This is a genomic window from Flavobacterium tructae, assembly GCF_001853485.1.
Lineage (GTDB): Bacteria > Bacteroidota > Bacteroidia > Flavobacteriales > Flavobacteriaceae > Flavobacterium > Flavobacterium tructae.
Genome location: NZ_MIKE01000022.1, coordinates 653,083 through 676,666, shown reverse-complemented (window position 1 = coordinate 676,666; position 23,584 = coordinate 653,083). Strand labels below are relative to the sequence as shown.

General features: G+C 35.2%; 17 protein-coding genes. 9 read left to right on the top strand and 8 right to left on the bottom strand.

Features of this window, described 5'->3' with window-relative positions; all coding sequences use genetic code 11:
• The first annotated feature begins 58 nt into the window (after nt 1-58).
• Nucleotides 59-496, top strand: coding sequence for a DUF6896 domain-containing protein (locus BHE19_RS10580; protein WP_070907074.1), 438 nt, complete (start codon nt 59-61; stop codon nt 494-496).
• Between the two features lie 111 nt (nt 497-607).
• Here BHE19_RS10580 and BHE19_RS10575 read toward each other — a convergent pair whose 3' ends face one another.
• Complete coding sequence (locus tag BHE19_RS10575; protein WP_123923515.1) at nt 608-1,264, bottom strand: hypothetical protein; 657 nt, start codon at nt 1,262-1,264, stop codon at nt 608-610.
• A 505-nt stretch (nt 1,265-1,769) separates the two neighbouring features.
• Here BHE19_RS10575 and BHE19_RS10570 point away from each other — a divergent pair.
• The 3 genes from BHE19_RS10570 to BHE19_RS10560 all read left to right on the top strand — a co-directional run bounded on the left by BHE19_RS10570 (nt 1,770) and on the right by BHE19_RS10560 (nt 7,622).
• Nucleotides 1,770-4,676 carry an FAD-binding and (Fe-S)-binding domain-containing protein gene (locus tag BHE19_RS10570; RefSeq protein ID WP_070907072.1) on the top strand — a complete coding sequence of 969 codons (2,907 nt, stop codon included), beginning with the start codon at nt 1,770-1,772 and terminating at the stop codon, nt 4,674-4,676.
• A gap of 630 nt (nt 4,677-5,306) precedes the next feature.
• Complete coding sequence (locus BHE19_RS10565; RefSeq protein ID WP_070907071.1) at nt 5,307-7,235, top strand: amino acid permease; 1,929 nt, start codon at nt 5,307-5,309, stop codon at nt 7,233-7,235.
• 57 nt (nt 7,236-7,292) lie between these two features.
• A complete protein-coding gene (locus tag BHE19_RS10560) occupies nt 7,293-7,622 on the top strand; it encodes a hypothetical protein (RefSeq protein ID WP_070907070.1) in 330 nt (109 codons plus the stop codon).
• Between the two features lie 203 nt (nt 7,623-7,825).
• On the opposite strand, the gene BHE19_RS10555 is transcribed toward BHE19_RS10560, so the two are convergent.
• Nucleotides 7,826-9,052 (bottom strand): aminotransferase class I/II-fold pyridoxal phosphate-dependent enzyme, encoded by a 1,227-nt coding sequence (locus BHE19_RS10555; protein WP_070907069.1) that lies wholly within the window; start codon nt 9,050-9,052, stop codon nt 7,826-7,828.
• Nucleotides 9,053-9,326: 274 nt separating this feature from the next.
• Here BHE19_RS10555 and BHE19_RS10550 point away from each other — a divergent pair, with 274 nt between their 5' ends.
• Nucleotides 9,327-9,785: an Lrp/AsnC family transcriptional regulator gene (locus tag BHE19_RS10550; protein WP_017495489.1), complete on the top strand. Its 459-nt coding sequence runs from the start codon at nt 9,327-9,329 to the stop codon at nt 9,783-9,785.
• A gap of 75 nt (nt 9,786-9,860) precedes the next feature.
• Here the strand turns inward: BHE19_RS10550 and BHE19_RS10545 are convergent, their stop codons facing one another.
• Nucleotides 9,861-10,883, bottom strand: a complete 1,023-nt coding sequence (locus BHE19_RS10545) for an SseB family protein (RefSeq protein WP_070907068.1) — start codon at nt 10,881-10,883, stop codon at nt 9,861-9,863.
• 232 nt (nt 10,884-11,115) lie between these two features.
• Here BHE19_RS10545 and lpdA point away from each other — a divergent pair, with 232 nt between their 5' ends.
• The gene (gene lpdA, locus BHE19_RS10540) at nt 11,116-12,519 is read left to right on the top strand and encodes a dihydrolipoyl dehydrogenase (RefSeq protein ID WP_017495487.1); all 1,404 of its coding nucleotides are present in this window, start codon (nt 11,116-11,118) and stop codon (nt 12,517-12,519) included.
• 52 nt (nt 12,520-12,571) lie between these two features.
• Here the strand turns inward: lpdA and BHE19_RS10535 are convergent, their stop codons facing one another.
• The 3 genes from BHE19_RS10535 to BHE19_RS10525 all read right to left on the bottom strand — a co-directional run bounded on the left by BHE19_RS10535 (nt 12,572) and on the right by BHE19_RS10525 (nt 15,285).
• Nucleotides 12,572-13,225, bottom strand: coding sequence for a hypothetical protein (locus tag BHE19_RS10535; protein ID WP_070907067.1), 654 nt, complete (start codon nt 13,223-13,225; stop codon nt 12,572-12,574).
• Between the two features lie 581 nt (nt 13,226-13,806).
• Entirely contained in the window at nt 13,807-14,181 is a 375-nt protein-coding gene (locus BHE19_RS10530) for a DoxX family membrane protein (protein ID WP_070907066.1), read from the bottom strand.
• 207 nt (nt 14,182-14,388) lie between these two features.
• Nucleotides 14,389-15,285, bottom strand: coding sequence for a DUF4349 domain-containing protein (locus tag BHE19_RS10525; RefSeq protein WP_070907065.1), 897 nt, complete (start codon nt 15,283-15,285; stop codon nt 14,389-14,391).
• Between the two features lie 277 nt (nt 15,286-15,562).
• Here BHE19_RS10525 and BHE19_RS10520 point away from each other — a divergent pair, with 277 nt between their 5' ends.
• The 3 genes from BHE19_RS10520 to BHE19_RS10510 all read left to right on the top strand — a co-directional run bounded on the left by BHE19_RS10520 (nt 15,563) and on the right by BHE19_RS10510 (nt 20,420).
• Entirely contained in the window at nt 15,563-16,849 is a 1,287-nt protein-coding gene (locus BHE19_RS10520) for an anthranilate synthase component I family protein (protein ID WP_070907064.1), read from the top strand.
• Nucleotides 16,850-17,007: 158 nt separating this feature from the next.
• A complete protein-coding gene (gene tilS, locus BHE19_RS10515) occupies nt 17,008-18,318 on the top strand; it encodes a tRNA lysidine(34) synthetase TilS (protein WP_070907063.1) in 1,311 nt (436 codons plus the stop codon).
• A complete protein-coding gene (locus BHE19_RS10510) occupies nt 18,318-20,420 on the top strand; it encodes a protein-disulfide reductase DsbD family protein (RefSeq protein ID WP_070907062.1) in 2,103 nt (700 codons plus the stop codon). Before tilS ends, BHE19_RS10510 begins: the two co-directional genes overlap by 1 nt.
• Nucleotides 20,421-20,603: 183 nt before the next feature.
• Here BHE19_RS10510 and BHE19_RS10505 read toward each other — a convergent pair whose 3' ends face one another.
• A complete protein-coding gene (locus BHE19_RS10505) occupies nt 20,604-21,920 on the bottom strand; it encodes an ammonium transporter (protein ID WP_070907061.1) in 1,317 nt (438 codons plus the stop codon).
• A gap of 329 nt (nt 21,921-22,249) precedes the next feature.
• Nucleotides 22,250-23,557 (bottom strand): amidohydrolase family protein, encoded by a 1,308-nt coding sequence (locus BHE19_RS10500; protein WP_070907060.1) that lies wholly within the window; start codon nt 23,555-23,557, stop codon nt 22,250-22,252.
• Nucleotides 23,558-23,584 lie beyond the last annotated feature (27 nt).

Genomic DNA, 23,584 nt, shown 5'->3' with positions numbered 1-23,584 from the left:
CTCACGCTCGGGGAGAGGGTTGCGAATCCCGTATTTTCAATTTAATTTTGGGACAATTATGATCGAAAAAATAGTAGCGGAGTATGTCAGTTTTATAAGAACATTTGAAACTTTATTAAAAAAGAAATATAAACAGGATATAAATCCATGTTCGTTTTCGAGCACTTTTTTTGAAAGAAAAGGAACTATTGAAGGAATTGAATATTACTTTCACGGAAGTGGCTGTACGGCCAATAAAGACGGTGTTATTTATGACTATGATATTTCGATAAATGAAATTACGTTTTCGCAATGGAAATTTTCGGAGTTTGTTAGAACGCATCCGGAGTATCAGAAACTAAATTATAGTGATGATTTTATCGAATATGAATTGTATCAGCTTATAAATAAAGGAATATTAGGTTGGGTGATTGTTAAGAATATGGAAAAACCTCCTTTTGGATGTGTTTTTAAGTCTTACAGAGTAATTCAAGAACCGCCTTTTCTTATTAATTAATGTTTTCTTATGACACCAAAAGTCCTAGCCCTGATGGGAGGGAAAATCCTTTTGTGCCGGGGTTCGGCACAAAAAATTGGAAGGACAGCAGGATTAGCTTCTGAAAATACCTTATTTAATTGGCCAGCCAAATTTTAAAATATGTTGTATAAAGTCTTCGGCTTCTTTGTTGGTTTCGATTACATAATCATATAAAGAAAAATCAACAGAGGGTTCTTTTGTAACGGTCGAAAATTTGATGTTTTCATTTGAAAATTCGATGGCTAATTTATGTTCGAAATTTTCGGGAAAGCAATCAATTTCATAAATCTGAAATTCGTTGAAGGATTCGTAAAAGGTTATTTTTGAGCCAAATGTGGTTGTTAAATAATCTTGGAAATTTTCTGTGTTTATTTTGCCTGTATTAGAGCCATCCTTTGAAGTGTTTTTTTGGTTTTTGTCAAATACAAAATCAGAGAAAAGTGATACCGATACTATAATATTTAGGCACCATACAGAGCAGATAAATGAAAAGCCATAATAATAAAGGTCAAAGTCCTTTTTTATGTACGTTATGCTAAAACCTGCGATGAAAATTAGAATAGTTATAAAACTTAAACTAGCAGTAGGTTTTAGATTAAAACACAGTCTTAAAGTGACTATCTGAATGGATAAATAGATAATTAAGACTGCGAGAAAAGCAAAGACCTCAATTCCGAAACTGAATGTGAGCATTACAAAATAAAAGAGACAAAATGCCAGACCTATGAAAAAGAATACAATAGTCATGGTTAGAAAATTGCGAATAAATTTTCTATAAACACAACAATGAAAAAGGCCTAAAAAAGTGCAATAAATTACATAAGAATTAATAAAAGACCTATTTGTTATCTTGTTTTCAAGATGAGAGGTTCCGAAAAATAAGAGTAAGTTTAGTAGTACTCCAAACAGAATAAAAAAAGCAATTCTTTTGTATAATTTGTCTGTTCGAATATCAAAAAAATGATCTCCCATTTAAGTGTTTTTGAATTTGAAGATAATATTACGAATAAAATAAATAAGTAAAAAAATCTTTGACCTTCTAAACTTTTTTCAGGACGAGACAAGATTGTGTGCGCAAACGAGACACTCGCACTAGCGGGTGAAATTCTAACTCAAAAATTCCAAATTCCAATTCAAAAAGACGCAATCAAAGAAAAAAACTTAGAACCTTAGCCTCTTAGCCTCTCAGAACCTCAAAAAAAACTATTTTTGTAATTCACGGAATCCGTTTTAGTTTATAAATCAAGTTATAATGTCAATAATTAAAGAGTTAGAACAATTATCAGCATCATTAGAAGGAACCCTTTTATATGATGATCTTCATAAAACGCTTTATTCGACCGATGCTTCTGTGTATCGAATTAAACCCAATGCGGTAGCGATCCCCAAAACAATTGAAGATATTGCCAAGCTGATAAAATTTGCAGGACAGCATCAGATGTCGATTACGCCAAGAACGGCCGGAACTTCGTTGGCAGGACAGGCAGTAGGAGACGGATTGGTTGTTGATGTGTCGAAGCATTTTACTAAAATTATTTCGTACAATGCCGAAAAGAAAACCGTAACAGTTGAGCCTGGTGTAATTCGCGATGAGCTCAATTTGTTTTTAAAACCGCACGGTGTATTTTTTGCCCCAATTACATCAACTTCAAACCGCGCAATGATTGGTGGTATGGTGGGGAATAACTCTTCAGGAACCACTTCGATTCGATATGGAGTGACACGCGATAAAATTGCTGAGGTAAAAGCTCTTTTAAGCGACGGTTCGGAAGTGGTATTTCAAGATCTGACTTCGGCTGAATTTATCGAAAAAACCAAAGGAGATACCTTAGAAAATAAAATATACAAAACCATTTACGACGAGCTTTCTGTTGTTGCCACTCAGGAAGAAATTGTAAAAGAGTTCCCGAAACCCGAGATTCACCGAAGAAATACAGGTTATGCTGTTGATATTCTGCTGAAATCGGATTTGTTTGGTGGAACTGAACCTACTATCAATTTAGGCAAACTGCTTTGCGGGAGCGAAGGAACGCTGGCTTTTACAACCGAAGTGACGCTGAAAGTAGACGACCTGCCTCCGCCTCACAGCATTATGGTTGTGGGGCATTATCACACGATTCAGGAATCATTAGAATCTGTTGTTGTAGCGATGAAGCATCATTTGTACACGGCGGAAATGATTGATGATACCATTTTAGATTGTACCAAAACGAATCGGGAACATATTAAAAACCGTTTCTTTTTGGTGGGAGAGCCCAAAGCCATTATGTTGTTTGAAGTGGCGTCGCATACTTTAGAAGATGCTGAAAGACAAGCGGATGCTTTGATTGCTGATTTGGAAAAAAACAATTTTGGTTATGCACGGGTAAAAATTTACGGGAACGATATTGACAAAGCCAATGAACTGAGAAAAGCCGGTCTGGGTCTTTTAGGAAGTATCGTTGGTGACAATAAAGCAGCCGATTCAATCGAAGACACTGCGGTTGAATTGAGCGATTTGCCGGCTTATATTGCTGAATTTTCGGCCATGATGAAGCGTCACGGACAAGAGGCAATTTATTACGCACATGCCGGAGCAGGAGAACTGCATTTGCGTCCGGTGTTGAATTTGAAAAAAACATCCGATTTAAAACTTTTCAGAACCATAGCGACGGATGTGGCCGTTTTGGTTAAAAAATACAGAGGATCTCTGAGTGGAGAACATGGCGACGGAATCGTGCGTGGTGAATTTATTCCTTATATGATTGGTGAATCCAATTATGAATTGCTAAAAAGAATCAAGCTGGCGTTTGACCCAAATTCAGCCTTGAATATTGGTAAGATTGTGAATGCCTTAAAAATGGACGAGAATCATCGTGTGGTTTCGGGCAGAGTTGAACCGGATATTAAGACATTTCAGGATTTCTCGGATAGTTTGGGGATTTTACGTGCCGCTGAAAAATGTAACGGTTCTGGTGATTGCAGAAAATTGCCATCGGCAGGAGGAGCCATGTGTCCGAGTTACCGCGCGACGAAAAATGAAAAAGAAACGACGCGTGCCAGGGCGAATGCCTTACGCGAATATTTAACGTATTCGGAGAAAGAAAACAAATTTGACCAGAAAGAGCTTTACGAAGTTTTTGAATTGTGTGTGAGCTGTAAAGCCTGTGCCAGCGAATGTCCGAGTAATGTAGATGTAGCCACTTTGAAGGCAGAATTTTTATACCAATATCAAAAAGCAAACGGTTTTTCGACCCGAAACAAAATCTTTGCACACAATGCCAAACTGAATAAGATGGGAAGTTTGTTTCCGTCGATTACGAATTTTATTTCCAATCAGTCTCTCGTGAAAAAAAGCATGGGAATTGCTACGGAAAGACAGGTTCCGTTATTGGCAAAAAAGACGTTCAGAAAATGGTACGAAAATCATAAACCACAACAAAAGAATTTTCCAAACGGGCAAGTGTATCTGTTTAATGATGAGTTTACCAATTATTATGATGTGAATATCGGAATCGACGCTTTTGAACTATTGACAAAATTAGGTTACGAAGTTTTAATCGTCGATCATGAAGAAAGCGGAAGAACGTATTTGTCGAAAGGATTCTTAGAAGAAGCCAAGAAAATTGCAGATGTCAATGTGGCTATTTTTAAGGATTTAGTTTCAGCAAAAGCACCTTTAATCGGAATTGAACCTTCAGCAATATTAACGTTCCGAGACGAATATCTGCGTTTGGCAACGAATAAAGAAGCCGCTGAAAAAGTAGCTAAAAATGCTTTTACGATAGAAGAATTCTTTAAAAGAGAAATTGTCGATGGTAAGATCACAGCTGATTCTTTTTCGGCAGAAAAGAAAGAAATTAAAATTCACGGACACTGTCACCAGAAATCCCTTAGTTCTGTTGAAGCAACTTTTGCTATGCTGAATTTACCAACGAATAATGTGGTTACCATTTACAATTCAGGTTGTTGTGGAATGGCGGGATCATTTGGTTACGAAAAAGAGCATTATCAGGTGAGCATGCAAATGGGAGAAGATACTCTATTCCCAAAAGTAAGAGCGACCGCCCAAGAGGTAAAAATCGCTGCAGCCGGAACCAGCTGCCGTCACCAAATTTATGACGGAACAAGCAGAGAAGCACAGCATCCGGTAAGTATTTTGAGAAACTGTTTGAAGTAGAATGTTGTTAGCCACGAATTTCACGAATTGACGCAAATTTTTTTGTTTCTAATCTTTGTAAAAAAAAATAGATTCTATTCTTTTTGCCACAGATTATGAGGATTAAATGATTTAGAATAAAAGAAATTGGCGTTAATCTGCTAAATCTGCAGCATCTGCGAGAGAAAAAATAGTCAAGTATTTGAAATGCTAAAAAAAGGTTTTTCGTAGATTCTGCAGATTGGAATAAATAAAATCGGTAAGTATCTTAAGAAACTGTTTAAAGTAGGAACTGTTGGGCACTAATTCACAAATTTTTTCCACGCAGCTAAAGTCGATGGATTTTTTTCACAGATTAAAAGATTTTTATAGTTTTTTTAAATCATTTTAATCTTTTAATCTGCGGCAAAAAGAATAATTCGCGCTAATTCGTGAAATTGCTTCGCCTGTTCGCTATCGCTCGGGTCGTGGCAAAAGAAAAAATAACGTAAATCTGTTTAATCCTTATAATCTGTGGTGAAAATAATTCATCGCAAAAAGTGATGCAAAACAAAATCGTTTTATATATTTGAAATCAGGATAATTTTTGCATTATTTGCAAAATAAAACCACAAAGACCGAATTAAATTAATTTTAAAAGCAAAATCATATATGGCATTATCAGGTTTATTCCGAAAGAAAACGGTACAAGATATTCTGAAGCAAGTTGCAAAAAACGATGCAGACGGTCATAATGCATTAGGGAAACACTTAACTGCCAGAGATTTAACCGCCTTCGGAATTGCTGCTATAGTGGGAGCCGGAATTTTTAGTACGATCGGAAAAGCCAGTGCAGACGGTGGTCCGGCCGTTATATTTTTGTTTTTATTTACAGCGGTAGCTTGTAGTTTTGCCGCTTTTGCCTATGCAGAATTTGCCTCAATGGTACCTGTTTCAGGAAGTGCCTATACCTATTCGTATGTGGCGTTTGGAGAAATTATAGCCTGGGTAATTGGCTGGGCTTTGATCATGGAATATTCCGTTGGAAATATAACCGTTGCGATATCGTGGAGTGATTATTTTACAGGACTTCTCGCCAGTGGAGGGATTCATCTCCCGCAGTGGGTTCAGATGGATTATTTAACGGCTTCAAACGGATTTAATAACGCAACAGCTTTGATGCATAGTGGAAAAGCCTTTGAAAATTTAGAACCAGCTCTGCAGTCTGCTTATACGGCCTGGACAACTTCTCCGGTTTTATTTGGCTCGTTTCATTTTGTTGCCGATCTTCCGGCTTTATTAATTATCATTTTGATTACAGCATTGATTTACCGCGGAATGAAAGAATCCCGTAATGCCAGTAATATTATGGTGGTAGTAAAACTTTGTATTGTACTTTTGGTAATTGCGGTTGGGATATTTTACGTAGATACAGCTAATTGGGATCCGTTTGCACCAAATGGAGTAAGTGGTGTATTAAAAGGAGTTTCTGCAGTATTTTTCGCTTACATTGGTTTTGATGCCATTTCAACTACAGCCGAAGAATGTAAAAATCCGCAAAGAGATTTACCACGCGGAATGATGTGGGCGATTATTATTTGTACGCTTTTGTATATCGCCATTGCCTTGGTTTTAACCGGAATGGTACGTTATAATGAATTAAATGTAGGTGATCCGCTAGCATTTGTATTTGAAAAATTAGATTTAAAATGGATGTCCGGAATTATTGCAGTAAGTGCGGTAGTAGCGATGGCAAGCGTTTTATTGGTTTTTCAAATGGGACAGCCTCGTATCTGGATGAGCATGAGCCGTGACGGATTGTTGCCAAAACGTTTCTCCAGAGTACATCCAAAATTTAAAACACCATCTTATGCAACTATCGTAACTGGTTTTGTGGTTGCAGTACCCGCCTTATTCTTAAATCTTACCATGGTAACTGATTTATGCAGTATCGGAACTTTATTTGCATTTGTATTAGTTTGTGCCGGAGTTTTGGTATTGCAAAATAAGCCAGAGATTCCAAGAGGAAAGTTTAAAACGCCTTATATCAATTCAAAATATATAATGCCAGCTTTATTGATAATAGGATTAGTTTTTGCCTTTGGGTGCAATAAAAAAGCTACGATGAGTTTTATCACCAATGAGACCCAGGTGAATAGCCCGGCAGATATTATAACTTCATTGGATAAAAGCGATTCTGAAAAAGTTTTCAATTATTTAAAAAGTATCGACGTTCAGAATAAAACTTCAGAAACATCCGATTTAGAGCATCTATTAAGTCAGTATCAGGATGACGAAGCAAAATATGTTGAGGTTGTAAAAGGTTTACCTATAAAAGAGACTGCGAAATTTGAAAGCGGACTGAGTTTATTCAAACATAAAATTCCAATGTGGATCTTCTTATTGGTATTGGTTGGTTTAACGGTTTGGGCTTTCAAACAGAATCTATCCTTAATTCCGCTTTTAGGCCTAATCTGTTGTTTGTACATGATGGCCGAATTAAGTGTTTGGAATTGGATTTATTTCACAGTTTGGTTGCTTATCGGTCTTTGTATCTATTTTGGCTTCAGCCGAAAAAATAGTAAGCTGAATAATATTTAAAAAGAAATTTTTTTAATACCCACCAATTCTATTTCTATATTTTAATACAGATTTCATTTGAAAAATATCTCAAATAAAAAGCTCCTCTTAATTTTTGTTGTTCTGCTTGTGCTCAACATAGTGGGATTAACTTTTCAAGTACAAAAGATGGGAGCTTATAATCTTGATGGTACCTATAGTGAAGCTAATAGCGCAAAGTTAATTCTTGATGTATTAGTTGGTATTATTGTCATTTTTCCTTTGCTTATTGCTTTTTTTACAGCTATAATAGTTCTTTTTATCAAAAAAGAGGTTCCGTATAAAAAAAGATTTAGAAGAACATTTCTCTTTGTTTTAGTTATTTTTTATACGATCTTTTTGATACGTATTTTAATGAATATTCTATAAATTATTGCCTGATTAGATTTGGGTTAAAGACAGTGTAAATACTTAATAAGCCGTTCTGAGAATTTTAGAAAGGCTTATTTTTTTGTTGTCGCGAATTACCCGAATTTTCGGCAATTAAAATTTAATGAATTTACAGTAAAAAAAATCCGCCAAAAGAAAAACCTTCAGCGGATTTAAACAAACTAAAAAAAAATCGTGCAAATTTATTTATAAAGAATTGTTTTATTTTGCAAGATGCCAAGCTCTGTCATGCAGGCTTTCATCATTTTGTAGGTACGTTCAATGTCATTGTCCAGACCGATAGAGAAACGGATCAGACCATCCGTCAGTCCCATTTCGGCTTGTTCTTCTAACGGAATTTCACTTGAAGTAGAAGTCCCCGGTGCGCTGAATAATGTTTTATAAAATCCTAAACTCACCGCCAGATAACCTAAATTTCTGGTTTGCATCAATTCCATTAATTCGTTGGCTTTTTCCAACGAACCCACATCTATGGTCAGCATTCCTCCAAAACCATATTCCGGATTGATCATTGTTTTGTACAATTCATGACTTGGGTGACTTTTTAATCCCGGATAAACCGTTTTTAAACCGTCTTTCTCAAATTTATCAGCCAAAACATGTGCATTATGACTGTGCTGCTTGATACGAATATGTAGCGTACGAAGGTTTTTCATCACAGAAGCCGAACGCAGACTGTCCATTGTAGGGCCTAATAACATACTGGCGCCTGAATTTACATTTTTTAGCGAATTGATAAACTCTTTCGAAGCACAGGTTACACCGCCAACAGTATCACTGCTTCCGTTTATGTATTTGGTTAAACTGTGAATCACAATATCGGCCCCTAATTTTGCAGGAGAAACCGATAAAGGTGAAAACGTATTGTCTACTACCAATTTTAGATTGTGTTTTTTGGCAATTTTGGCCAGGCCTGCGATATCAGCTACTTCCAACAATGGATTGCTAACCGTTTCACAGTATAAAACCTTAGTTTTAGAGGTGATTGCCGCTTCTACAATGTCAAGTTTGGTAATGTCCACAAAGCTCGTTTCGATTCCAAAGCGAGGAATGAAATTCTTTAAGAAGGCATATGTTCCGCCATAAATAGTTCTGCTTGAAACAATATGATCACCCACACCACAAAGTTGTAAAAGAGTAGGAGTGATAGCCCCCATTCCGGAAGCCGAAACATTGGCGGTTTCCGTTCCTTCCATCGCTGCCAGTGCCTGATCCAAATACAAGTTACTTGGAGAAGAATGACGGGAATATAAGTAGCAACCTTCCATGTTCCCTTCAAAAGTATCGAACATGGTTTTGGCTGAAAGAAAAGTATAAGTAGAAGAATCGGAAATCGATGGATTTACACCGCCAAATTCACCAAAGTATTGCAAATCCTGAATTTTGTCTGCCGGGTTAAAGTGGTTCATAGTTGGTGGTTTATGGTTTATAGTTTGTGGTTTTTTGAGACCACTATTTTGACTTTTACTTTAAAATAAGAACCTCGTTTATTCTTTTTTGAAAGAAATCTTTTTCAAAATAAAAGCTAATTGGAAAATAAATCAATCACGAAATGAATAATTAGATTTTAAAACTATAAAAATGTGTTTATCCTGATTTTTAATCTAAATTTGATGGATGTAAGATCAGTTAATAGATTTTCTTTCATTTTACAACAATAAGAACAAACCATAAACTGAAGCCATGACTTTAGATGCCACAGATAAAAAACTTCTGGTTTTATTACAAACCGACAGTAAAAAAACAAACAAAGAATTATCTTTAAAACTCAATCTTTCTGTGACGGCGGTTTATGAGAGAATTAAAAAACTGGAGCGCGAAGGCATCATAAAAAACTACGTCGCTCTGGTGAATAAATCTAAAATCGAAAAAGGATTTGTGGTTTTCTGTCATTTAAAACTGATTCAGCATACCAAGGAATTCCTAACCAAATTCGAAAGTGAAGTTACCAAGCTAAACGAAGTGTTGGAATGCCACCACGTAAGCGGCGATTATGATTATATCTTAAAAGTTTTGGTAAAAGACATGGAAGCGTATCGTGAATTTCTGGTCACAAAACTGACTTCGCTTCAACATATTGGCAGCACACAAAGTATGTTTATGATTAGCGAAGTGAAGAATTCAACGGTGATTTCTTTTTAAGGGACTGAGGAACTAAGATTCTAAGGTGTTTAATCTCGCAAAGTTCTAGAGTGATAATCAAAAAAAAATAGTTTTTTATTTAATAGCATCTTCAAAAGTTGGCCTTGTTCGTTTTTCAGATATTACATCATTTATGATTGCTTCAATATTTTTATTTATCGAATCATTTGGCTGCAATTTAATGGCTTTGTCAATTATTGCTTTTGCTTCCTGGTCTTTTTTAGCAACAAGTAAATTCATAGCATGATTGCCTAATAATGCAAAGTCATTAGGGCTTCTTTTTAGAGATTCTTCAGAATAAAATATCGCTTTATCAATGTCTTTTAGATGCATAGCTTCTAGTGAAGCTTCCATAGGAATAATATGGTTTTCTAATTCAAGTTTAAAGGCAAATTCCAATTGTTCAAGAGCTTCTTTGTGCCGCTCTAGTCTTTGAAGCGCTTTAGACATTAAAATCATACTTTGCCAATGTTCTGGAACTATTTCAAGACATTTTTTGAAATCTTTTATAGATTCTTCAAGTTTTAATTTGTCGGAGTCCTTCAATTCTTTTTTATGGTATCCACCTAATAAAATCAATCCCTCTTGCTTTTTTCCAGCTCGCTCAAAGATTTCATTAAATTCTTGATTTTTTTTATTTTCAAGTTCTAGCTCATCAATTTTGTTATAGATTTTGCCGTTTAAAAGGTTTTCAATTTCTTCTGGAATTAATTCTTTTGTGAAATCTGAGTAAGGATTTAGTATAAATGTTACTCCATTCAATGTTTCAAACAAAACTTGTCCTTCTAAGCTAAGATATGGAACCATTTTTGGGATTATTCCTTTGTCAAATATTCTATTTATGGATGTGAAGATTGGAATCTGTCCATTTTCAAAAATAACACATTGAATAGTTACGTCATTTTCCAGAGTTTGATTTCCAATTCCCGAAATAGAATTTTCGTTAGTCAATATATACAATTGATTTTCTAACAATTTTTGATAAAACTCCTTTTGAGCAGAAAAATTTGATGCAGCTTGCATTAAACATTTTTCAAGTTCATTTTCAGGAAATGTCAATTCTGTTTTCTTTTTTTTAAATATGTCAAATAATCCCATTGTAGGTCTTTTTTTATGCTCTTAAAGTTGTTTCTAATGTTTTGCTATTTTGTAAGGTCACGAAGTCCGGAACCTGTTATTTTCTGCTAAAGGTAAAATTTATTGCGAGACTCCTAGTACTTTTAACGGTAAAATCCTCACTCAAAATTTCACCCAAAAAACATTGAAAATTAAACTTCAAACAAAACTTTATTCCTTAATTTTGTAACGCTAAAAATAAAATAGACAAACTATGAGTTCATTTGACGTAGTCATTATAGGTTCAGGTCCTGGCGGATATGTATCAGCAATTCGTTGCGCACAATTGGGATTTAAAACTGCAATTGTAGAAAAGTATAACTCTTTAGGCGGAACTTGCCTTAACGTAGGTTGTATTCCTTCAAAAGCATTATTATCGTCTTCTCATCATTATGCGGAAATTGCACATTTTGCAGATCACGGAATCGAAGTTTCAGGTGATGTGAAAATCAATTTAGAGAAAATGATCGCGCGCAAGCAAGCTGTTGTTGATCAAACTGCAGGTGGAGTTAACTACTTAATGGATAAAAATAAAGTTACTGTTTTTAATGGTTTAGGTTCTTTCGTAGATGCAACACACATTGCGGTGACAAAAGCTGACGGAACATCCGAAACTATTGAAGCAAAATATACTATAATTGCTACAGGTTCAAAACCATCTTCTTTGCCTTTCATTAAAATTGATAAAGAAAGAATCATCACTTCTACTGAGGCTTTGGCTTTAAAAGAAGTTCCAAAACACTTAGTAATTATTGGTGGTGGAGTAATCGGAATTGAGCTTGGACAAGTTTACCTTCGTTTAGGTGCTCAGGTTTCTGTAGTAGAATTCATGGACAGAATCATTCCGGGAATGGATAGTTCTTTGTCTAAAGAATTGACTAAAGTATTGAAAAAACAAGGAATGAAATTCTACGTTTCTCACAAAGTAAAATCAGTAGAAAGAAACGGTGATGCTGTTGTGGTTCAGGCTGAAAATGCAAAAGGAGAAACAATCACTTTAGAAGGAGATTATTCATTAGTTTCTGTTGGACGCCGCCCGTATACTGACGGATTGAACGCTGACAAAGCAGGAGTAAAAATTTCTGACAGAGGACAAGTAGAAGTAAACGATCATTTACAAACTAACGTTCCAAATATCTATGCTATCGGTGACGTTGTTCGTGGAGCAATGTTGGCACACAAAGCGGAAGAAGAAGGAACTATGGTTGCTGAAATCTTAGCAGGTCAAAAACCGCATATCGATTACAATTTAATTCCTGGTGTTGTATACACTTGGCCGGAAGTTGCAGCAGTTGGACAAACTGAAGAGCAATTGAAAGCTGCAGGAGTTAAATACAAATCAGGAAGCTTCCCATTCAAAGCTTTAGGACGTGCAAGAGCAAGTGCTGACTTAGATGGATTCGTAAAAATCCTTGCTGATGAAAAAACAGACGAGGTTTTAGGTGTTCACATGATTGGAGCCCGTACAGCAGATTTAATCGCTGAAGCTGTTACAGCTATGGAATTTAAAGCTTCTGCTGAAGATATCTCAAGAATGAGCCATGCGCATCCAACTTTTGCTGAAGCTATAAAAGAAGCGGCTTTGGCAGCTACTGATAACAGAGCATTACACGTATAATTTACGTAAAATATATCTTAAGAGCCCGTCAGAATTATTTCTGACGGGTTTTTTATTGCCTTATTATGGTAAAAATATAATACGTTTCTTTATTTTTTAAATAGACATTATAAGTTCCATTCTCTTCTTTATATAAATGGTATAAATATTTGTCGCCTTTAATACTTAAATTTTTTCGTGACAGATTATTACTTTCAATAAATTCCAGTTCAAATTCGCAACTGCCTTTCTTTTTGTAACGCAATTTTGAGAATGTACCATCATTGAAATTTTCTGTCCATAAATGATCGCTTAAAGTTACGGCTACTTTAGCGCCGCTATTTTCTATGTAATAATATTTTGAAGATTCATCAAAATGATTGCATTCCTCTCTGGATATTTCATCAAGAGGTTTTTCATTCTGCATGGACCAGTTGCTTTTCTCGGATTCGTTTGGAAAAAGAGCTACAAATTCGTTACAGTTTTTATGTAACCTGAAAAATAACTGCTCAAACACTCTTCTTTGAACTATACTATCCTTAAATTTTGCCAGGTAAGGGGTGATATGCGAATTGTTGATGGTATTAATTCTGATTTCATTGTCTAAAGCCTGATTTTGAACCAATGATTTACAGATTTCGGTCGTTAGCGAATCTATAGATTTTATAGATTGCGATCTGGAAAAATGAACAAACAATAATAAGAAGGCGAGTAAATATTTTTTCATGTAAAATGGAAATTTTCATCAAATATAATTGTTTAGTAAAAGTATTCGGAGAATTGAATTTTATTCTTGTAATATTTGAGTCTAAAAATGAAAAAGTTCAGAAAAAATTTCGTAAATTAGAGGTATGATTCTGAGGTTGTATTTGCAGATGTATATGGTTTAATTGTTTGATAATTAAGCTTGTAGTTTTGTTTTTACAGAAGCCAAAAAATGGTAGAGATACTTTGTTTTAAGAGCACTGAAGAATTCAAAAAAGGTAGTTTTGAAGGGCTAAAATTTTTTTAGTAAATATTAAAATTGTCAGATCAGATTCTAAATAAGGGTTGTTATTATTCTTTTAAGTAATAATATAGAGATAAGGTAAATAACAGGGGCTATAATGTCATAAAAGACGAGTGAGAGGAAAGTATCGGGAAAAGCCAGCTTTATCAGAAAAGATAATATTGGTATGCTTAAGGTCTCATTTTTTGGTCCTTTTTATTCTGATTTTAAAGCAAAATAGTGTAAGTAGTAAAAAGAGCAAACCCGACAGGTTTTTAAATCTGTCGGGTTTGCTTTTTAAATCTAAAGTGAAAAATAGATTATCTGGTGAAAACGCTTTTGTAATTATCCCAATATCTGTAGATTAAAAACAAGTTAGCCAGGAATAGTAATATTGCCAACGGCAATCCTTGTGGCGCAAGAAAGTAATTAATAAACAAGATATTTACCGTAATGGGTAAGATCAGTATATTGGCTAGTGTTACATATCGTCCTGTTACAAACGCAATTCCGCAAAGTAGTTCGATTGATTTTGCTAATGGTAATAAATAAGTTGAGGCAACAAGCCCCATATTAAAAGCTTTAAAATCACCGGTAGTTTCTGGTTCCGGAGCCAGTTTGAAGAAAAAACTAAGAGAAGCGAATAATAACAAAAGGCCAATTAAAACACGGACAATAATGGTAGCAATTTTCATAATACGTAAGATTTTTAATGGGTTAAAAAAGTCTAATTTATTTTTGGAAAACGTTATAATCTGAACTCACCAATGATAAAAAGTAATTTTCATGACTTTTATATTGAGAATTTGACAGTCATTATCGTTCTATTTTGAGATAAATAGAATGCTATATCAAATATAACGATTTTTTTCTTATGAAATTGTTGTTTTTTAACACTTTTCTTATTTCTTAAAGTATTTTTTGTAAAGGAAAAATCCTCCAAAACCAATCAAAAGAAATGGCCACAAATTAATTAGAAAAACAAAGATCGTTTCAAGAATGTACCAACCATTTTTTAGCGAATCGATGACTTGAATTCCCAGATTAGGTTTGTAAGCATCGCTGTCTTTTTCGCTGGCTATTATCTCCTGTTTTATCGTTTCGTTTTGATACAGTTGTAAAGTTATGGTACTGAAGTTGATTTGATCCTCTAAGGATAATTTCTCAATAATGCTGTTATCATTGGCTTCTTTCTGGTTCGCCAGCGCATTTTCAGCTTCCATGACATCATTGATTTTTTTGCCCTTAGCATCAATTGCTTTTTCGACTCTTTTTTGTGTAACAGTGTTTCTTTTTTGCGAAAGCTGATTGGATAATAACTTTAAAGAAACATCATCGGCCTTGATAAGTCTGAAGTCCAGAAAATCAATTTGTTTGGCTATGATTTTAATAACGGTATCGAGCTGTGTATTGGGAACACGGATTGTAATGTCGTTTTGTACCGTATATTTAGTGGTTTCTAGAGTACTATCCTGACTGATTTTGGTTTTAACTTGATCTCGAATGGTGCTTTGTAAGCTGGTGTAGGTTACAAAACCTCCAAATTTCTGAGTGGTGTTTTCAATTGCATAAGTAGATTTAACGACGTTTTTTACCTTAAATTTAATGTCGGCAGTGCGAATAAATTTTTGCTTACCGTCTTTTTTTTCCACTGCTGCCGATGAAGAAACCGCAGTGCTGTCTGTTGTAGTTTGTTGGTCTGCAAGGTTTTCTGATGTAGCGGGATCGAATTTTTTGCAGGAAAAGAATAAGATGATAAGCACTAAGGAAGTCAATCCAAGGTTGGCAATTGTTTTCATAAAGTTTTTTAGATTTAATGGGTTGAGTAATAATTTAGAGAATCCGTTTTTCAGGGAGAGACTAGGAAAATTTTTATCGATTTTTTGGTATAACGAATTCAATCTGTGTTAGTCTTTACCGGCTGTGTTTTTTAGAAGTGTATTTTATCAATAGGCAAAAAAGGTTTGAGTATTCTTGTTAATTCGATATACTAAAAAGTGTGCCAATATTTTTTGTTTAATATTTTATTGAAGGATTTTTTTTGTTGTAATTTTGAGGCCTAAAATTTACCTATTTTTGAGAGTTACCATTTACAAAGACATTTCAGATCCAGAGCATTTTAAACAGCAGCTTTTAAGCTGGTCACAACAATTTCGAGAGGTAATTTTTTTGGATAGTAATTCGTATCCACAGGAATATTCAAGCTTTGATTTTGTTTTGGCAGTGGATGCTTTTACCTCTTTAAAAACAGATTTTCATAATGCTTTTGAAGATCTGAAACAATATCAGCAAACGACTAAAGACTGGCTTTTTGGATATCTTTCCTATGATTTAAAAAATGATACGGAAAACCTCACATCATCAAATTTTGACGGTTTAGATTTTCCGGATTTGTTTTTCTTTCAGCCTAAAAAGATTTTTACGTTAAAAGGAAATAAACTTGAGATACAATATTTATTGCTTTGTGATGATGAGCTGGAAGAGGATTATGAAGAAGTCGTTGATAGTAAATATGATGCTTTTGAAACGGTAAGTAGCATTGAAGTCAAACAACGTATTTCAAAAGAAGCTTACGTTGAAAAAGTAAACAAAATGCTGGAGCACATTCATGTAGGTGATATGTATGAGGCCAATTTTTGTATGGAATTTTTTGCTGAGACTGCCGAAATTAACCCCTTAGAGAAATTTCAGAAGTTAAATGCAATATCACTGGCTCCGTTTTCGGTATTTTTTAAGAATCATAAACAATATTTGCTTTCGGCTTCTCCGGAGCGATACCTGAAAAAAGTTGGTGAAACTTTAATTTCTCAACCAATAAAAGGAACTTCAAAACGATCTTCAGATTCGGTTGAAGATGAAAAATTAAAGCAGTTTTTAGCATCAGATGCGAAAGAACGTGCTGAAAACATTATGATTACCGATTTGGTACGAAATGATTTGTCGCATACGGCACAGAAAGGTTCTGTTGAAGTAACGGAACTTTGTAAAATTTACTCATTTTTGCAGGTGCACCAAATGATTTCAACCATCACTTCAAAAATAGATCCGCAGTATTCACCAATAGATGTTTTAAGAACCACTTTTCCAATGGGAAGCATGACGGGAGCACCAAAAATTTCGGTCATGAAGATTATTGAAAATGTGGAAGAAACCAAACGAGGTCTGTACAGTGGTGCTGTCGGTTATTTTACGCCTGAAGGTGATTTCGATTTTAATGTGGTGATAAGGAGTATCTTGTACAATCAGGAAAATAAATATGTTTCGTTTTCAGTTGGAAGTGCGATTACTTCTCAATCGATTCCTGAAAAAGAGTACGAAGAATGTCTGTTAAAGGCAAAAGCAATGCACGAAGTTTTGCAATAACCAATATATTTTCGATTAATGTATTGCATGTGGGAATGTTAAAATAAATAAAATTCGTACAATTTTAGTTGCAGTTTGTAAATATAGTGTAAATTCGTACAATTTTAAGATTAAAAAAACTTTCTCTATTATATTGAATTAAATTTTTACATTTATAAATGCTTTTAAAATTTCAAAATCATCTCGCTGTAAGATTTCCATTTCTGGAGGATAAAAAGCTGTTTCTGGCAGTAAGCGGAGGATTGGATAGCATGGTTTTGCTCCATCTGTTTCAGCAATTACCGTTTGAGATCGCCGTTTTGCACTGTAATTTTCAATTGCGTGGATTAGAAAGTTTTGGAGACCAGGATTTTATTCAAAAGTACTGTGACGAGAATGGTATTTCGATTTTTAGTACTCAATTTGATACCGAGGCTTTTGCCAAAGATTATAAATTATCAACTCAGATTGCAGCTCGGGAATTGCGTTACAACTGGTTTTATGAACTTCTGGAAACCGAAAATTTCGACTATATTTTAACGGCACATCATGCCGACGACAATCTCGAAACTTTCATAATCAATCTAACCCGAGGGACAGGATTAGACGGGCTGACTGGGATTCCGGAGCAAAATGATAAAATTGTTCGTCCACTTTTACCTTTTTCCAGAGCCGAAATTTTAGAATATGCAAAGCAAAACAATATACTGTGGCGGGAAGACAGCAGTAATGCGTCCAATAAATACCTTCGAAATAAAATTCGCCATGATCTTGTTCCGATCTTGAAAGAAATCAATCCAAATTTTTTAAATGCCTTTCAAAAAACGCAAGAGTATTTGCAGGAATCACAAGAAATGGTTGAGGATGCTTCGATCATGATTTACCAGCAAGTAGCAAAAGAAGAGGGAGAAGATATTCACTTTGACTTGAATCAGCTAAAGAAATTACCCAATTATAAATCGTACTTGTATCAATGGTTAAATGAATTTGGTTTCGTGGCCTGGAATGATATTTATGATTTGGTAGAGGGACAATCCGGTAAACAGGTTTTTTCGGCTGATTTTCGATTGTTGAAAAACAGAGATACTTTGATTTTGAGCCCCATTTCTGAATTAGAAGAAAATGAAGTATTCGAAATTAGTGCAGGGGAGCAAGACGTTAATTTTCCCTTAAAATTGAGGCTTTGTCAGGTAGACGACATTACAATAGATTCAAATAAAGCTATATTTGTGGACGCTGAAAAAATCCGTTTTCCTCTTATTTTGCGTAAATGGAAGGAGGGAGATGTTTTTCATCCCTTTGGAATGAATGGGAAATCTAAAAAGCTCAGCAAACTTTTTAAGGATGAAAAATTGTCGCTGATTGAAAAGGAAAAAATTTGGATTTTATGCTCAGATAATCAGATTGTGTGGGTTATCGGAATCAGACAGGATGAACGCTTTAAAATCGAGAATACAACAAACGAAATAATTAAAATAGAATTATTATAATGAACCCTAACTACTACCATCAAACGATAACGTCGAAAAGTGTCTGGAATAAATCCATTGTTTTTTTACTGTTTTTTCTTTTTGCATTTGCAAAAGGGAACGCTCAAATTCTCGAACCGGTAAAATGGACTTCAAAAATTGAAAAGAAAGCCGGAAATAATGCTGTTTTGATTTTTGACGGAACAATTGAAAAAGAGTGGCACATGTATTCGCAGTTTACACCGGAAGGTGGACCGCTTGCTTTAGAGATTACCTTTAAAAATCAGAAAGGAAATTACAATTTGGTTGGAAAGGCTAAAGAAGGAAAAACCAAAACAGCTTTTAATGATGTTTTTGGTGTAAATGAAACTTTCTTTGAAGGCAAAGCGCATATCGAACAGGAAATCACCATTATCAATCCGAATCTAAAAACGGTTGATGTTGATTTTGACTTTCAAGTTTGTAAAGAAGTTTGTATCAATTCCAGTAAAAAGTTTTCTATTGCGATTCCATCAAATTTTAAAATGGATGCTGTTGCGGCAGTATCTGAATCTAAATTAGATGAAACAAAAGTGGAGGGGATAGCAGTTGATACAGTAAAAAAAGTAGCCGCTTCAGCAGTAGAGCAAGTTATAAAAACAGATAAGGCTTTGGCAGAAACAAGTGAAGAAATTCCAGCGTCAACGCCTTCAAGAAGTTTATGGTCGATCTTTTTTATCGCTTTTATTTCAGGATTTGCAGCTTTGTTGACTCCTTGTGTTTTCCCGATGATCCCAATGACGGTAAGTTTTTTTACCAAACAAAGTAAAAGCAGGGCAAAAGGAATAAGAAATGCAATCATTTATGGGTTTTCTATTATTGCTATTTACGTAATATTAGGATTGATTGTAACCAAAATTTTTGGGGCGGATGCGTTGAATGCACTGTCTACAGATGTTTGGTTTAACCTGATTTTCTTTGTGATCCTGATCATTTTTGCTACTTCATTTTTGGGAGCTTTCGAAATTATGCTGCCAAATTCATGGGCGAATAAAGCAGATCAGCAAGCAGACAGAGGAGGTTTAATTGGGATATTGTTTATGGCTCTAGCTTTGGCTATTGTGTCGTTTTCTTGTACCGGACCTATTGTTGGAACTTTATTAGTAGAAGCTGCTTCGAATGGTGGAATTGCTCCAATTGTTGGAATGTTAGGATTTTCATTAGCGTTAGCGTTACCATTTATGTTCTTTGCTATGTTCCCGGGCTGGTTAAATTCGTTGCCAAAATCCGGTGGATGGCTGAACACTGTGAAAGTAGTTTTAGGATTTTTAGAATTGGCTTTAGCGTTTAAATTTTTATCAAATGCAGATTTGGTACTTCAGTTGCATTTTCTGGAAAGAGAAGTATTCATCGCTATCTGGATCGCTATTTTTGCAGCTCTGACTTTATATTTATTCGGAAAAATTACATTGCCTCACGATAGTCCTTTAAATCATATTTCGGTTGGAAGATTGTATTTAGGATTACTTACTTTAGTGTTCACGGTTTATTTAATTCCGGGACTTTGGGGAGCGCCATTAAAATTAATCAGCGCATTCCCGCCACCACCGCAATATAGCGAAAGTCCGTTTGGAGTAGGCGGATCTGCAAATTCAAATAGCGGCAGTACTGAAACCGTTTCGGGTTTACCGGAAGGAGCGGAGTTAGGACCTCATGGCATCATGGTTTTTCATGACTACGAAGATGGCTTAGCGTATGCAAAATCAATCAACAAACCGATTATGCTTGACTTTACAGGTTATGCCTGTGTGAATTGCAGAAAAATGGAAAACAATGTATGGTCGGAACCCATGATTCTGCCAATCCTGAAAAATGATGTCGTTTTGATTTCTCTTTATGTGGATGATAAACGTGACTTGCCAAAAGAAGAGCAGTATGTTACGGCAAAAGGAGATAAAATCGAAACGGTGGGTGATAAATGGACCGATTTTATGATTTCAAAATATAAAACCAATACACAGCCATTATATGTGATTACAGATTTGGAAGGGAAGAATTTAAACTCTTCAAAACCTACTATCAGTTATGTAAGCGCAGAAGAATATTTGCAATGGATGAAAGAAGGAATTTCTAATTTTAAGTAGTTTTTTTTCTAGAACATAGAGAAAAGAGTAAAGAATATAGAGTAAAGAGTACAATTTAAAATCTGCAATCTACAATCTAAAGTCTACATCTATAATAAACAAAGGTGAAGTTAATTCAAAACAAAAATCCCTCTAAGGTCAGACTTAGAGGGATTTTTTATGGGCAAAGGCGGAAATTTGTTTTTATAAGAATTCCCCGTGTTGAGAAATGTCTAATCCTAATTCTTCTTTTTCTTCAGTAACTCTTAGTGGGGTAATTTTGTTTACGACAAAGAATAAAGCATAAGAACCTACAAAAGCAAAGATAGAAACGATTACCAAAGCAGTTAATTGATTGATAAATAATGTTGGAGTTCCAAAAATTAAACCTTGATTGTCTCCAACAGCGGGGTTGATTGCTTTGGAGGCAAAAACACCGGTTAACAGCATTCCTACCATACCACCAACACCATGACAGGCGAAAACGTCTAACGCATCATCGATTTTTCCTTTAGGAAATTTGCTTACTACCAGATTACTAACAATGGCAGAGAATGCTCCGATGAAAATAGCGTGAGAGATGCTTACAAAACCTGCGGCAGGAGTAATGGCAACCAGTCCAACGACTGCTCCTATACAAGCACCCAGAGCTGATAATTTGTGTCCTAAGATTTTATCCAGGAAAACCCAGGCCATAGCAGCAGCTGCGGCAGCAATAGTTGTAGTTCCTAAAGCCTGAACAGCTAATCCGTTAGCTCCTAATGCAGAGCCGGCATTGAAGCCAAACCATCCAAACCATAATAAACCTGTTCCCAGTAAAACGTAAGTAATTCTGGCCGGATTTACTTTTTGAACTTTTCTTTTTCCTAAGAATATTGCTCCTGCTAAAGCGGCCCATCCGGCACTCATGTGCACTACTGTTCCTCCTGCGAAATCTAATACTCCCATTTTAAAGAATACTCCGTCTGGATGCCATGTCATATGTGCTAAAGGAGAATATATGATTAGGATAAATAAAACCATGAATAACAAATAAGCCCAGAAACGCACACGTTCTGCAAATGCACCAGTGATTAATGCAGGTGTAATAATGGCGAATTTTGCCTGAAACAATGCGAATAACATAAAAGGTATTGTTGGGGCAAGGCTCCAGGTAGTGCTGGTACCTACATTCTGAAAGAATAAATTGGAAGTTGGGTCTCCAATGATTCCGCGAATAGAAGGGCCAAATGCTAATCCGAAAGCGACAATAACCCATAAGATTGTAACAATTACCATTGCCATAAAACTTTGCAGCATGGTACTAATAACGTTTTTCTTACCTACCATTCCTCCGTAGAAAAATCCTAATCCGGGTGTCATAAGCAAAACAAAAGCAGTGGCTACGATCATCCAGGCTGTGTCTCCTGTGTCAAACTTTACAGCTTCTGCCGGAATTGGATTATCGGATAATATAAAGTTGGATAAAAAGGTGAGTACTAAAATCGTGATAAGAATCACACTTAAAATAATTTTTCGCATAGTTATTTAGTTTTAAATTTTTTATAAATGTATAAAATCAAGTAATAACCATGTAAAAAATAGGGGTAGGTGCTTTATTTTTATTAATTTTTTATTTTGACCCCCTGTATTTTGTGTCAATTGGATAATATTGACTTTAAATTTATGATTTGGTAAAATTGATTTGTGTTTTTGTCAGTTTATAAACTAAAAATCAATGTTGTGTAGAGGTGTTTTTTGATGTTTTTTTGAATTAATATCCGATTAATTCACTTTGTTGTTGTGAATTGTAAATAAAAAAGGCGTCAGATGAATTTTCAAATGACGCCTTTTATTGTAAAATTTATTGTTTATTTCTGATTGAACTTTGCTTTGAACTTGTCATTCAGTTTGGTTTGAAAAGTTTCTAAGTTAATCTTTCTTCCCTGGATGAAAGCAGTTGTTAGCTTATTCGTTCTCATATCAAGTGCATCACCTTCAGAGATAAATAAAGTAGCATCTTTACCTGTTTCCAAAGTACCACAAGTGGCATCAATACCTAATAATTTTGCTGTGTTTGAAGTGATAAGCTGTAACGCTTTTTCTCTGTCTAAACCATATGCTGCACAGGTTCCTGCTAAAAACGGCAGGTTTCTTACACTCATACGCTCGTGATCACCACTGTTTTCAAGGCCTACCACGATACCTTTATCGGTAAGTATTTTGGCCATTTTATAAGGCAGATTTACATCTTCGTCATCACTTGTTGGCATGTCATGCACGCGTCTTAAGAATACACCAACATTATATTTTTGCAATACATCAGCAGCTTTATAAGCTTCAAAACCTCCTACAACAACTATTTTCCTGATCTGATTGCTTGCCGCTAACTGAATAGCATCAACGATTTGTTTTTCTTCATCAGCATGGATGTATAGCGTCTGCGTTCCATCAAAAAGCCCTTTTGTCGCTTCAAAAACAATGTTTCTTTCTTTTGAAGCAGCCTGATTGTAAGCTTTTGCATTACCCCAGAACGCTGCGATTTCCTCCACTTGTTTTGGATAGTCTTTGTTGGCTTCAATAACTCCCGGTTCAAACCATGATCCGGATCTTCTGAAATTAGAAGGGAAGTCAAGATGAATTCCGTCATTCTCCTTTATAATGGCATCTTTCCAGCTCCATGCGTCTAATTGCACCACAGAAGAAGTTCCTGAAATTCTACCCCCACGAGGAGTGATCTGAGCCATTAAAATCCCATTCGGACGAACAGTTTCTACTACTTTCGATTCAGAATTGTAAGCGATAATACTTCTTACGTTTGGATTAAAAGTTCCAATTTCTTCCTGATCGTCTGACGATTTCACGGCATCAATTTCTACTAAACCTAATGTTGCATTAGCCACGATAAATCCCGGGTAAATGTGTTTTCCGCTGGCGTCAATAGTTGTGTCATACGCATCAGCAGCAAGTCTTACGGTCGTTGCATCTGCTATCAGGGTTAATTTTCCGTCTTTAAATCCAACGGCACTGTTCTGAATAACACTTCCGTTACCTAAATGTGCAGTAGCATTTAAAATCAAAACCGATTTGGTTTGTTGAGGTGCCGGTATTTGCTGTGCTTTTATTTGCAATGATGCACAAAAGGCAAGCAGACCTATATATATGTTTTTATTAATCATGTTATCTGTTTTTATCTTTATGAATTT